Genomic DNA, 13,022 nt, shown 5'->3' on the forward strand with positions numbered 1-13,022 from the left:
GTGTTTAAGTACAAATAATATCTAAAGGTTATTCGTAAAATAGGAAAAAAGGAGCTGTCGCTAACGGATTTTATTCCGCTAATGCGACAGCTCCATTTTTTTTGTATCAAAAATACCATAATGGGTAAACTATTCCTGTACTTAATGAAAGGGGAATTTAGATGTATAGGATTAAGGATTTTTTTTATAAGACAGTATATGATATAAAAGGAAAGAAATTAGGTTCTGTAAGAGATATATATATTGATTTCTATAAGGGTAAGGTAATTGGGCTATTAGTAGGGGGGTACTCCTTGAAATTAAAGAATAATTATACTCCCATTGATGAAATATTAAATATAGATGATGATATATTAGTTAAGGGATGTATAAAAGGAGAAGGATTAAAGCTAACTGAGATAATAGGAATGGAAGTAATTAATAGGTATGGAACTATTAAAGGTGTTGTTGAGGATATATTAATAAAAGAGGAGGATTATTCTATAAAGGGTATAATAGTTGGTGCAGGAATAATTGATAAATTGATATATGGACGTGAAGTTATTTTAATAAATCAGTCTGTTTTAGGGGAAGACTGCATTTTATATTTAGGTGATTCTAATGTAGTAGTTAAAAATATACCTCATGAAGTGAGTAATAATGAATATTATAAAAAAGCATAAAAATATAATTATAAAACTTAGTTTAGGTATATTATTTCTGGTTTTAATATCCATATATATTTTTAATTTAAATATAAGGAAAATATTTAATTTAGTACTTCTATCCTTTATTATAGCTTACATATTAAAGCCTTTAAAAATATATATTGCAAAACATACTAAGATAAAAGAAAAAAAGGTAGCTTTATTAATTATTTTAGGCATACTAATTATAGCTATATTTTCTATAGTTCTATTAATACCTACAATGTTTAAAGAAATGAATAATATTGGGCCAATGATAAATAAATTAACGGAGTCTATAGAAGATTTTTTTCTTACATCTAACATAGGAAACTCTACCTTTCTCAAGTTCTTGTATGAAGATGGTAGAGAAAGAATATCCTCATTTATAAATTCATTTTCAGGAAGTATAGTAGAGCATATTATTGCATTTAGTGAGGATATTATGAGCTTTGCAGTAGTGCCAGTTATTACATATTATTTCTTAGCAGATGATGAATTTATATGGAATAAATGTTCTTTGCTTATACCAATTAAAAAAAGGGAACTGGTTAAAAAGATTATTAAAGATATAAATAAATTGTTAGAAAGTTATATTGTAGGGCAGCTATTATTGTCCTTAATTGTTGGTATAATAACATTTATAGCTTTGATTCTGGTAAGAGTGAAATTTCCTTTATGGCTTTCTATATTAAATGGTATTTTTAATATAATACCTTACTTTGGTCCTATTTTTGGAGCAGTGCCAGTAGTTTTTATAGCCTTATTAGAATCTCCAACCAAAGCGTTATGGGCTGCATTGGCTATTTTAATAATACAACAGGTGGAAGGTAATATTCTTTCGCCAAAGATTACAGGAAATAGCACCAACATGCATCCTTTAGTCATTATAATACTACTACTTATAGGAGAAAGCTTTTGTGGATTTGTTGGTATGATATTAGCTGTTCCAATAGGGGTTATAATTAAGGTTATATATGAAGATATAAATTACTATATATTTTAGAAGTAATCCATAAAGAATACAAAAATATTGACATAATTCTCTATATAAAATATAATTTGAGATGAAAAATTAATATTAAGCTGTGAAGAGGATTAGTAGATTTTGTTTTTCTATTTAGAGAGAAAGTGGTTGGTGAAAACTTTCTAGAAAAAGTTTCGAAGCTGCCTTGGAGCTATAATTATACTAAGTGATGCATTTTATTTTGTGCATAATTAGGGTGGTACCGCGGAAGTTTAGCCTTTCGTCCCTTATTTTTAGGGATGAAAGGCTTTTTTATATTTAAATTTAGATGGAGGTAATTAATATGAAAAATATTGGAACAAACGATCTAAGAGAAGAGTTTTTAAAGTTCTTTGAAAGTAAAGATCACTTAAGAATGAAGAGTTTTTCTTTAGTTCCTAAGAATGATAAAAGTTTATTATTAATAAATGCTGGAATGGCTCCTCTTAAGCCATATTTTACAGGTCTTCAAGAACCACCAAGAAGAAGAGTAACAACTTGTCAAAAATGTATTAGAACAGGTGATATTGAAAATGTAGGAAAGACTTCAAGACATGGTACTTTTTTTGAAATGCTTGGAAACTTCTCTTTTGGTGATTATTTTAAAGAAGAAATAATTCCATGGGCTTGGGAGTTTATTACAGAGGTACTTCAAATTCCAAAGGATAAGCTTTATGTAACTATATACTTAGAAGATGATGAAGCTTTTGAAATTTGGAAGAGCAAAACTGATGTAGATCCAAATAGAATTTTCAGATTAGGTAAGGATGATAACTTCTGGGAAATTGGAGTTGGACCATGTGGACCTTGTACAGAAATTCACTTTGATAGAGGTGAAGGTGTAATAACTAATGTGGAAGACTTCTTAAAGGCTGCAGATGAGGATAGAGTAGTTGAGTTCTGGAACTTAGTATTTACACAATTTGATAAGGATGAAGAAGGAAATTACAATAGATTAGAGCATCCTAACATAGATACTGGAATGGGATTAGAAAGAATTGCAACTATAATGCAAGGCGTAGATAATATATTTGAAATAGATACAGTTAAAAATATTTTAGCTAAGGTAAGTGAATTATCAGGAGTTAAGTATGGAGAAGATTCTAATAAGGATGTATCTTTAAGAATAATTACTGACCATGTAAAAGCTGTAACTATGTTAATATCTGATGGTGTATCACCAAGTAATGAAGGAAGAGGTTATGTACTTAGAAGACTTCTTAGAAGAGCTGCAAGACATGGAAGATTACTTGGAATTAAGGGGATATTCTTAAAGGATGTAGTTGATTCAGTGGTAGAAAACTATGCACCAGCTTATCCAGAATTAAAAGAAAACCAAGATTATATTAAGAAGATGGTTACATTAGAAGAGGAAAGATTCAATGAAACTATTGATTCAGGAATGAATATTTTACTTGGATATATTGATGAATTAATCAAAGAAGGAAAAGATACTCTTGATGGAGAAAAGGCGTTTAAGCTTTATGATACATTTGGATTCCCATATGAACTTACAGAGGAAATATGTGAAGAAAAGTCATTAAAAGTTGATAGAGAAGCTTTTGATAAAGAAATGGAAGATCAAAGAACAAGAGCTAGAAATGCAAGAGGGGAATCTTCTTACATGGGTAGTGATGAACTTCCAATAAATAAGATTGATGCTTCAGTAGAAAGTGAATTCTTAGGATATGAGACACTTACTTGTGAAGGTGAAGTATTAGTTTTAGCCGATGATAATGAATTTAGAGAAGAATTATCAGAAGGGCAAAAAGGGTACTTAGTTTCAGATAAAACACCATTTTATGCTGAAATGGGTGGTCAAGTTGGAGATAAAGGTATAATCCATGGTGAAGGATTTAAGATAGTTGTATTTGATACAAAGAAAAATGTTGGTGGTAAGACTGTTCAATATATTAAAGTTGAAGAGGGAACTGTTAAAGTAGGTTCAAAGGTTACTTTAGAAGTAAATAGAATTAGAAGAAGTAACGTTTGTAAGAATCATACAGCAACTCATATGCTACATAGTGCATTAAAGAAGGTTGTTGGAGATCATATTAACCAAGCAGGTTCATATGTAGATGATGAAAGATTAAGATTTGACTTTACTCACTTCCAAGGGTTAAGTAAGGAAGAGTTAGAAAAGGTAGAAACATTAGTCAATGAAAAGATTATGGAAGTTTATAATGTTGGAACTGATTTAATGACATTAGATGAAGCAAGGGAATCAGGAGCAATGGCTTTATTCGACGATAAATACGGAGATAAGGTAAGAGTAGTAGGAGTTGGAGAATTCTCTAAAGAGCTTTGTGGGGGAACTCATGTGCATAATTCTGGTGAAATAGGACTATTTAAGATAGTTAGTGAGGCAGGTGTTGCAGCTGGAATCAGAAGAATTGAAGCCTTAACAGGATTTAATGCAATTAAATATGTTGAAGACAAACAAAAGCTTCTTATAGATGCTTGTCATGCTTTAAAATGTAGTGAAAAGGAAATATTAAATAGAATTTCTAATAGTAATGCTGAACTTAAGGAGAAAGAGAGAGAAATTTCTGAACTTAAGAGTAAGTTAACTATGGGAGCTGAAGACGATATTTTAAATTCTGTTAAAGAAGTAAATGGAGTTAAGGTTGTTTCATATGCATTAGAAGATGTTGATGGAAATGCTTTAAGAGATTTAGCAGACAAAATAAGAGACAAAGTTCAGTCAGGTATAGTGGTACTTATTAGTAATGTAGGTGGAAAAGTTAATTTAGTTGCAATGGCTACTAAGGATAGCGTTCAACTAGGTGTACATTGTGGAAAAGTAATAAAAGAAGTTGCTTCAATAGTTGGAGGAGGGGGAGGCGGTAGACCAGATATGGCTCAAGCCGGCGGTAAGAACCCTGAAAAGATAAATGAAGCAGTGGATAAGGTTTATGAAATAGTAGAATCTTTAGTAAAGTAGTATACATTTCCAATTAAATAAGGTATAATTATATGTGAATAGAAATATAAAAAGTGGTTATATTATTAATGATGAAATATAATTTCCTTAACAATATGTAAGGGGGGGAGTTGCATTTTAGGCAACGGTGAATATGAGCAAAAATATAGAACATACAATGCAATTTGATGTACAAAAAAATAAGGAAGCATTAACAAAAGCTATATTAACAGAGGTTTATGATTCTTTACAAAAGAAAGGTTATAATCCAATAAATCAACTTGTTGGTTATCTAATATCAGGAGACCCTACTTACATTACAAATTATAACGGAGCTAGAGCTTTGGTAAGAAAACTTGAAAGAGACGAAATTCTTGAAGAAGTAATAAAATCTTATTTAGAAATTAAGTAGAAGGTGCCCGTTTATACGGGCACCTTTAATATATTTAGGATAGGAGCACAAAATGAGAATACTTGGCTTAGATATAGGGCAAAAAACTATTGGGGTAGCAATATCAGATCCCTTAGGATTTACTGCTCAAGGTATTACAACAATAAGGAGAAAGAAAAAAGAAGAAGACATAAATGAAATAGTGAAGTTATGTAAAGAATATGCTGTAGAGACTATAGTAGTTGGATTACCTAAAAACATGAATGGTTCAATTGGTTTTGCAGGAGAGAAAATAATGGAGTTTGTAGAACTATTAAAGAATTCTATAGAATGTAAAATTGAACTTTGGGATGAGAGGCTTACAACAGTTGCTGCACATAGAGCAATGTTAGAAGCTGATCTTTCAAGAGGCAAGAGAAAAAAGATAGTAGATAAAATTGCAGCTACATATATTTTACAAGGTTATCTAGATAGGTTATCAAATATGAAATAAAATTCCCAATTGAAAATTATTATTGACAATATCCATTAAGAAATTTTAAAATAAACAAAAAGGAGAGATATAAAAATGGTAAAAGAACTTGAATTTATATATTTATTAAACGAAGAAGGTAAGGAAGAAAAAATGAGAGTAATTACTTTCTTTAAAATAGAGGATACTAACCAAGAGTATGTTGTTGTTACTCCAGCAGATTTAGATGTAGAGGAAGCTTATGTACTTAAGTTTGTAAAGGATGAAGAAGGTAACGAAAGTTATATGACTATAGATAATGATGAGGAATTTAATCTAGTTGCAGAGACATATGAACTTTTAATGCAAGAGGATTTAGACGAATAATTAGAAAAGGAAGAGGGTGTTGTTAATGGGGAAAAATGTAGAAATTGATTATGTAGCACTAAAAGAGGATTTAAAAAATAAGGGATATAAACTAACTCCTCAAAGAAGAGCTATAGTAGATACCATTGTAGAAAGTGAAGGTAAGCACTTAACAGCTGAAGAGATTTATGATGAGGTTAAAAAAAGTTGCCCTGAAATAGGACTTGCAACTGTATATAGAACAATTTTATTACTTGAAGATATAGGTATTCTAAGTAGACTTCACTTAAATGATGGATGTAGTAGATATGAATTAGTTCATAGTGACGAAACACATAGACATCATCATTTAGTATGTAATGAATGCAATGGGGTTATAGAAGTAGAAGATGACTTATTAGAAGAACTAGAAGAAGAAATTGAAAAAGAATACGGATTTAAGATAGTAGATCATGCTCTAAAGTTCTATGGTGTTTGTAAAGAATGTCAGAAGAAAAATGAGAAGTAATATAACAAAAGTTTTTACGTGAAGTAAAAGGAGGGGAAATATGAGAACAGAGAGAGCAAAGGTCAAAATAATACCTCTGGGTGGGTTAAACGAAATTGGGAAAAATATTACAGCAATTGAGTTTAAAGATGATATTGTTATCATAGATTGTGGCCTTAGATTCCCTGATGAGGATATGTTCGGTATAGATGTTGTTATACCAGATATATCATATTTATTAAAAAATCAGGAGAAAATAAGAGGTATTTTCTTGACACATGGACATGAGGATCATATCGGAGCGTTGCCTTATGTTTTAAGACAATTAAATGTTCCAGTTTACGGAACAAAATTAACTCTTGGTATAGTTGAAACTAAACTAAAAGAGCACGGATTATTAGGTTCAACAACTTTAATAACTGTAAAACCAAGAGATACAGTAAAGTTGAATTCTGTTTCTGTTGAATTCATAAAAACAAATCATTCTATTGCTGATTCAGTAGCAATAGCAATTCATACACCTTTAGGAGTAGTATTACATACTGGTGATTTTAAAATTGATTATACTCCTATAGATGGTCAGCTAACTGATTTTGCTAGATTAGCTGAACTTGGTAGAAAAGGCGTACTTGTTATGATGGCTGATTCTACCAACGTAGAAAGACCTGGATATACTATGTCTGAAAGAACTGTAGGAGAAAGCTTTATGAAGCTATTTTCTAATGCAGAAGGAAGAATAATAGTTGCTACATTTGCATCTAATATTCATAGAATTCAACAGATAATAGATGCAGCAGAGAGTTATGGAAGAAAAGTTGCTGTATCTGGAAGAAGTATGGAGAATATAGTTCAGGTTGCTAAAGAACTAGGGTATTTAGAATCAAAGGAAGATACATTGATTTCTTTGGATCAGATTTTAAAATATCCTGATAATAAGGCAGTAATCATTACTACAGGAAGTCAAGGAGAGCCAATGTCAGCTTTAGCAAGAATGGCATCTTCCGAACATAGAAAGATTAGTATAGTTGAGGGAGATACGGTTATTATTTCTGCTAATCCAATACCAGGAAATGAAAAGACTGTATCTAGAGTGGTTAATCAGTTATTTAAACAAGGTGCTGAAGTTATATATGAATCATTAGCTGAAGTTCACGTGTCAGGTCATGCCTGTCAAGAAGAATTAAAGTTGATGCAAACATTAGTAAAGCCACGATTTTTTATTCCTGTGCATGGAGAGTACAGGCATCTAAAACAACATGCAGAATTAGCTTGTAAATTAGGTCTTCCAGAAAGAAATTTTGTTATAGCAGAAAATGGAGATGTAGTTGAAGTTGCAAGAAATTATATTAAAAAGAATGGAACTGTAACTTCAGGTCAAGTATTTGTAGATGGTTTAGGTGTAGGTGATGTAGGTCATATTGTATTAAGAGATAGAAAGCATTTATCTCAAGATGGAATATTAACAGTAGTTGTTACAATAGAAAAAGAAACAAGTACAGTTATAGCTGGACCAGATATTATTTCAAGAGGTTTTGTCTATGTTAGAGAATCTGAAGGACTAATGGATGAGGCTAGAGAAATAGTGAAAAATGTATTAGAAGAGTGCGAAGAAAAGAAAATTAGCGACTGGGCTACACTGAAATCTAATATAAGAGAAGAGTTAAGAGAATTCTTATATGAAAAAACTAAGAGAAAACCAATGATTTTACCTATTATAATGGAGATATAATTAGGTTGACTTTTAAAGCTTAAAAGATTAAAATAAAAAAGGTTTAAAAAATTGGGTACTTGCGTATCCAATTTTCTTTTTGAAAAAAATATTTATAGGTTTACATATTTGAAAACCAAGAATTTGGAGGCAAAGCATGGAATTAAATAAAAGAGAAGATATAAGGAACATAGCTATTATAGCTCACGTTGACCATGGAAAAACTACTCTAGTAGATGCTCTTTTAAGACAAAGTAACGTTTTTAGAACAAACGAAAAGGTAGAAGAAAGAGTAATGGATTCTAACGATTTAGAAAAAGAAAGAGGAATTACAATACTTTCTAAGAATACTGCAGTTATGCATGAAGGAGTAAAGATAAACATAGTAGATACTCCAGGGCATGCTGACTTTGGTGGAGAAGTTGAACGTGTACTTAAGATGGTTGACTCAGTATTACTAGTAGTCGACTCATATGAAGGACCAATGCCACAAACAAAGTTCGTATTAAAGAAGGCATTAGAATTAGAATTAAAGCCAATCGTTGTTATAAACAAAATAGATAAGCCAGATGCTAGACCAGAAGAAGTAATTGATGAAGTGTTTGATTTATTTGTTGAACTTGGAGCAAATGATGAACAATTAGATTTCCCAATTATCTACGCTTCTGCTAGAAATGGATTTGCTAGATATAACGTTGAAGATACAAATGAAGACATGCAACCATTATTTGAAACAATAATAAAGCATGTTGCTCCCCCAGAAGGATACCTAGATGCTCCATTCCAAATGCTGGTTACAACATTAGATTCTAACGTATTCGTAGGAAAAATTGCTTTAGGAAAGATTCATAGAGGAAAAGTTAAAAAGAACCAAAATGTTGCTCTAGTATCTAATGATGGAACGACAAAGAATTATAAGGTTACTAATATATTTGTATATAATGGATTAAAGAGAGAAGAGACAGATGAAGCAGGTTTTGGTGATATAGTTGCTATAAGTGGTGTTACCGATGCAAATATAGGTGAGACTATAGCAGATGCTGAAAATCCAGAAGCATTACCATTCGTACATATTGATGAACCAACATTAAGCATGAACTTTATGGTAAATGATTCTCCTTTTGCAGGTCAAGAAGGTGAATTTGTTACATCAAGACACTTAAGAGATAGATTAATGAAAGAACTTGAAACAAATGTAAGTTTAAGAGTAAGAGAAATTACTCCTGATTGCTTTGAAGTTTCAGGTAGAGGAGAACTACATCTTTCTATACTTATAGAAACAATGAGAAGAGAAGGATATGAATTCCAAGTATCAAAGGCTAACGTAATTTATAAAGAAGAAAATGGTAAAAAGCTTGAACCAATGGAATATTTAACAATTGATGTTCCAGAAGAATTTATGGGACCAGTTATGGAAAAGCTTGGGCCAAGAAAAGCTGAAATGGTTAATATGACATCAGCAGTAAATGGTTATTCAAGATTAGAGTTTGTAGTACCAGCTAGAGGACTTATAGGATTTAGAAATGAATTCATGACAGATACTAAGGGTAATGGTATCATGAATCATGTATTTGAAGGATATGGACCATACAAGGGAGACATTCCATCAAGAAGTAGAGGATCAATTGTTGCATTTGAAACAGGAGATGCAATAGCTTATGGATTATTTAATGCACAAGATAAGGGACAATTATTTATAGGAGCTGGTGTACCAGTGTACCAAGGAATGGTTGTAGGTGTATGTGGAAGAGCAGAAGACTTAGATATAAATGTATGTAAAGGTAAGAAGCTTACTAACACAAGAGCATCAGGATCAGATGATGCTGTTAAGTTGGTTCCACCAGTTGTTATGTCATTAGAAAATTGTCTAGAATTCATTAATAATGATGAATTAGTAGAGGTAACTCCACAAAACATAAGAATGAGAAAGACAGTATTAGACAGTGGCGAAAGAAGAAGACTTATTAGCAGAAATAAAAAGTAACTTTCTTAAATCCTAAAAAAGTATTATAATAAAGTGAATAGCCTAAGAATAGGCTATTTACTTTTATATTTAGGAGGATTTTATGAAGAGTATTCATTTAAAGAAAATAGTACTTGTTATTATAGGAATTTTGTTGATTTCTATAATAGGAATGTTTATTGCATATAATAATGTCGTAAAAAATCCCTTGAAAACTGATTCTGACAAGATAACCATAGAAGTTAAAGAGGGCGAAGGATTTTATAATCTATTAGATAGACTTAACAGTGAGGGAGTAATAAAAAATGAAACCTTAATAAAAGTTAATTTGAAATTAACTAAGCAGGATCTTAAAATTATACCTGGTAGTTATGAGGTTGATAGTGACGTAACTTTAAAAGAGTTGATAAAAATGTTAACTACAGAAGATTTTTTGAAAAATCAAGTTAAAGTTACAATAAAAGAAGGATATACTATAGATACTATTGCTGATGTAATTGCAGAGAGTGGAATATGTACAAGAGATGAATTTATTAATGAAGTTAAAAACTATCCACTTCCTGATTATGTTAAAGTAGATTCTAATAAAAAGTATAACCTTGAAGGTTATTTATTTCCTGATACATATTTTTTTGATAAAAACTTTGATGCTAAATCAATGATAAAAGTTATGTTAGATAATTTTGATAAAAAGTTATCTAAATTAGAGAAAGAAACAGGAAAGAAAATAAATAAAGATGATATTGAGAGTATTATTATAAAGGCTTCATTGGTTGAAAAAGAAGCAAGACTAGATGAAGAGAGACCTATCATTGCTTCAGTAATTAATAATAGAATATCAAAAGGTATGAAATTAGAATTTTGTTCTACAGTAAATTATGTAATAGGATATGAAGGAAATGAAATCTTATCATACAATGATTTAAAGGTTGAATCTCCTTATAATACATATAAAAATATAGGATTACCAGTTGGAGCAGTAGGAAGTCCAGGATATAACTCAATAAAAGCTGTTTTAGAGCCAGCAGATACTGATTATTTATATTTTGTACTTTTATATGGTGAAAATGGCAAGCATCATTTTTCAACTAATTATGAAGAACATGAAAGAGTTAATGCAGAACAAAATAAAAAAAGAGGTAGTGCAAGCAATTAATTTGGAGGATTAGGATGAGTGGAATTACTTTTGAATATATGGAAAGCTATATTAGGGAGCTTATTTCAGATAGAGAGGGTATCTTAAAAGATATAGAGGATTTTGCTAGAGAAAATGGAGTGCCTATAGTTCAAAAAGAAACTGCTAAATTTTTAGAGTTTATGGTTAGTATGAAGAAACCATTACGTATTTTAGAGTTAGGTACAGCCATAGGATTTTCTTCAATATTAATGTATGAAGCATCAGGTACAGAACCTGAAATAGTTACTATTGAAAGAGATAGTAGAATGATAGAACTTGCTAAGGTAAATCTTAAGAAATTTAATCTTGAAGACAAAATAAAGATTAAAGAAGGTGACTGTTTAGAAATACTTGAACAATTAGAAGAACCTTTTGACTTGATTTTTATGGATGCAGGAAAAGGACACTACAATCATTTCCTTCCACATTGTTTAAGATTACTTAAAGAGGATGGAATCATAATAGCGGACAATGTTTTGTTTAGGGGAATGGTTGCAACAGATGAACTTGTAAAAAGAAGAAAAATAACTATAGTAAAAAGAATGAGAACATACTTAGAGATGGTATCAAAGGATGAAAGCTTAATAACGTCTGTAATACCAATGGGGGATGGAATTGCAGTGACTAAGAGGAGGTAATTAATATGATGAAACCAGAAATTTTAGCACCAGCAGGAAGTTTAGAAAAATTAAAAATAGCAATAGATTTTGGAGCAGATGCTGTATACATAGGTGGAGGTAGATTAAACCTTAGAGCATTCTCTGATAACTTTACTAATGAAGAAATAGCAGAAGGTGTGAAATATTGCCATGATAGAGGAGCCAAATTATATGTTACAATGAATGTGTTCCCAAGAAATCATGACTTAACAGGTGTTGAGGAATATATAAAAGGATTAGCAGATTTAGGGATAGATGCAATAATAGTTGCAGATCCATCTATTGTTGTTGCAGCAAAAGAAGCAGCTCCGAACTTAGAAGTACATATAAGTACTCAAGCTAATATAACTAATTGGAAGGCGGTTAAGTTCTGGTATGAACAAGGTTGTCAAAGAATAGTTCTAGCAAGAGAATTAACTTTTAAAGAAATAAAAACAATTAGAGAAAATATTCCTGCAGAATGTGAATTAGAGGCATTTGTTCATGGTTCAATGTGTGTTGCATATTCAGGAAGATGTTTAATTTCTAATTATATGCTAGGAAGAGATGCAAATAAGGGAATATGCTCAAATGCTTGTAGATATAAGTATTACCTAGTTGAAGAAACTAGACCAGGAGAATATTATCCAGTAATAGAGGATGATAATGGTACATACATAATGAATTCTAAGGATTTATGTATGATTAAGCATATACCTGATTTAATGAAGAGTGGTATAAATTCTTTTAAAATTGAAGGAAGAATGAAGAGTGAGTTTTATGTAGCATCAGTAGTTAAGGCTTATAGAGAAGCTATTGATAGTTACATGGCTAATCCTGAGGGATATGAGTTCAAAGAAGAATGGATGCATACCCTTACTAGAATAAGTCATAGAAACTATCACACAGGCTTCTATTATGGAAAAATGGGTGAGCAAAACTATGATGAATCATCATATATAAGAGATTATGATATTGTTGGAATTGTACAATCCTATGATGAAGAAACTAAAACTGCAACTGTTTTACAAAAGAACAGAGTCTTTGAAGGGGATGAAGTTGAAGTTTTAAGAGCTCATACTCCAGACTTTAATGTTAAGTTAGAAGATATGTTTGACTTAGATAAAAAGGTTAAAACAAATGTGGCAAATAGGGCTATGATGATGTTTAGAGTTAAAGTTGATACACCTTTAAAGAAAAATGATATGTTAATAAAAGGTACAAAAGTATTAACGCTTTAATGCATA

Annotated in this window: 12 protein-coding genes and 1 other annotated feature; all 12 genes read left to right on the forward strand. The window is 30.8% G+C overall.

The window, feature by feature from the left end; all coding sequences use genetic code 11:
• Positions 1 to 161: 161 nt before the first annotated feature.
• The 12 genes from KIB46_RS03305 (at position 162) to KIB46_RS03360 (ending at position 13,016) form a co-directional block, all read left to right on the forward strand.
• The gene (locus tag KIB46_RS03305) at positions 162 to 662 is read left to right on the forward strand and encodes a PRC-barrel domain-containing protein (RefSeq protein ID WP_156558770.1); all 501 of its coding nucleotides are present in this window, start codon (positions 162 to 164) and stop codon (positions 660 to 662) included.
• A complete protein-coding gene (locus KIB46_RS03310) occupies positions 640 to 1,671 on the forward strand; it encodes an AI-2E family transporter (protein ID WP_291670876.1) in 1,032 nt (343 codons plus the stop codon). Before KIB46_RS03305 ends, KIB46_RS03310 begins: the two co-directional genes overlap by 23 nt.
• Positions 1,672 to 1,744: 73 nt before the next feature.
• Positions 1,745 to 1,923 (forward strand) — a binding site (T-box leader).
• 52 nt (positions 1,924 to 1,975) lie between these two features.
• The gene (gene alaS, locus KIB46_RS03315; RefSeq protein WP_291670877.1) at positions 1,976 to 4,615 is read left to right on the forward strand and encodes an alanine--tRNA ligase; all 2,640 of its coding nucleotides are present in this window, start codon (positions 1,976 to 1,978) and stop codon (positions 4,613 to 4,615) included.
• Positions 4,616 to 4,748: 133 nt separating this feature from the next.
• The gene (locus KIB46_RS03320) at positions 4,749 to 5,006 is read left to right on the forward strand and encodes an IreB family regulatory phosphoprotein (protein ID WP_156558773.1); all 258 of its coding nucleotides are present in this window, start codon (positions 4,749 to 4,751) and stop codon (positions 5,004 to 5,006) included.
• Positions 5,007 to 5,058: 52 nt separating this feature from the next.
• On the forward strand, positions 5,059 to 5,478 hold the full coding sequence (gene ruvX, locus KIB46_RS03325; protein ID WP_156558774.1) for a Holliday junction resolvase RuvX: 420 nt from the start codon (positions 5,059 to 5,061) through the stop codon (positions 5,476 to 5,478).
• 75 nt (positions 5,479 to 5,553) lie between these two features.
• Positions 5,554 to 5,823 (forward strand): DUF1292 domain-containing protein, encoded by a 270-nt coding sequence (locus KIB46_RS03330; RefSeq protein WP_027097445.1) that lies wholly within the window; start codon positions 5,554 to 5,556, stop codon positions 5,821 to 5,823.
• Positions 5,824 to 5,848: 25 nt separating this feature from the next.
• Complete coding sequence (locus tag KIB46_RS03335) at positions 5,849 to 6,310, forward strand: Fur family transcriptional regulator (protein WP_156558775.1); 462 nt, start codon at positions 5,849 to 5,851, stop codon at positions 6,308 to 6,310.
• A 40-nt stretch (positions 6,311 to 6,350) separates the two neighbouring features.
• The gene (locus KIB46_RS03340) at positions 6,351 to 8,018 is read left to right on the forward strand and encodes a ribonuclease J (protein WP_156558776.1); all 1,668 of its coding nucleotides are present in this window, start codon (positions 6,351 to 6,353) and stop codon (positions 8,016 to 8,018) included.
• A 136-nt stretch (positions 8,019 to 8,154) separates the two neighbouring features.
• Positions 8,155 to 9,981, forward strand: coding sequence for a translational GTPase TypA (gene typA, locus KIB46_RS03345; RefSeq protein ID WP_156558777.1), 1,827 nt, complete (start codon positions 8,155 to 8,157; stop codon positions 9,979 to 9,981).
• 82 nt (positions 9,982 to 10,063) lie between these two features.
• Positions 10,064 to 11,116, forward strand: a complete 1,053-nt coding sequence (gene mltG / locus KIB46_RS03350; protein WP_156558778.1) for an endolytic transglycosylase MltG — start codon at positions 10,064 to 10,066, stop codon at positions 11,114 to 11,116.
• Positions 11,117 to 11,130: 14 nt separating this feature from the next.
• Positions 11,131 to 11,775 carry an O-methyltransferase gene (locus KIB46_RS03355; protein ID WP_156558779.1) on the forward strand — a complete coding sequence of 215 codons (645 nt, stop codon included), beginning with the start codon at positions 11,131 to 11,133 and terminating at the stop codon, positions 11,773 to 11,775.
• A 5-nt stretch (positions 11,776 to 11,780) separates the two neighbouring features.
• A complete protein-coding gene (locus tag KIB46_RS03360) occupies positions 11,781 to 13,016 on the forward strand; it encodes a U32 family peptidase (RefSeq protein WP_156558780.1) in 1,236 nt (411 codons plus the stop codon).
• The last annotated feature ends 6 nt before the right edge of the window (positions 13,017 to 13,022 follow it).

Origin of the sequence: Clostridium sp. (assembly GCF_018372875.1) — a bacterium.
Taxonomy (GTDB): domain Bacteria; phylum Bacillota; class Clostridia; order Clostridiales; family Clostridiaceae; genus Clostridium.

Bases quoted from the DNA above. Each gene is read 5' to 3' on its own strand.
- mltG (WP_156558778.1), top strand. From the start codon at position 10,064: ATGAAGAGTATTCATTTAAAGAAAATAGTACTTGTTATTATAGGAATT.
- KIB46_RS03310 (WP_291670876.1), top strand. From the start codon at position 640: ATGAATATTATAAAAAAGCATAAAAATATAATTATAAAACTTAGTTTA.
- KIB46_RS03335 (WP_156558775.1), top strand. From the start codon at position 5,849: ATGGGGAAAAATGTAGAAATTGATTATGTAGCACTAAAAGAGGATTTA.
- KIB46_RS03330 (WP_027097445.1), top strand. From the start codon at position 5,554: ATGGTAAAAGAACTTGAATTTATATATTTATTAAACGAAGAAGGTAAG.
- KIB46_RS03305 (WP_156558770.1), top strand. From the start codon at position 162: ATGTATAGGATTAAGGATTTTTTTTATAAGACAGTATATGATATAAAA.
- KIB46_RS03355 (WP_156558779.1), top strand. From the start codon at position 11,131: ATGAGTGGAATTACTTTTGAATATATGGAAAGCTATATTAGGGAGCTT.
- alaS (WP_291670877.1), top strand. From the start codon at position 1,976: ATGAAAAATATTGGAACAAACGATCTAAGAGAAGAGTTTTTAAAGTTC.
- KIB46_RS03360 (WP_156558780.1), top strand. From the start codon at position 11,781: ATGATGAAACCAGAAATTTTAGCACCAGCAGGAAGTTTAGAAAAATTA.
- typA (WP_156558777.1), top strand. From the start codon at position 8,155: ATGGAATTAAATAAAAGAGAAGATATAAGGAACATAGCTATTATAGCT.
- KIB46_RS03320 (WP_156558773.1), top strand. From the start codon at position 4,749: ATGAGCAAAAATATAGAACATACAATGCAATTTGATGTACAAAAAAAT.
- KIB46_RS03340 (WP_156558776.1), top strand. From the start codon at position 6,351: ATGAGAACAGAGAGAGCAAAGGTCAAAATAATACCTCTGGGTGGGTTA.
- ruvX (WP_156558774.1), top strand. From the start codon at position 5,059: ATGAGAATACTTGGCTTAGATATAGGGCAAAAAACTATTGGGGTAGCA.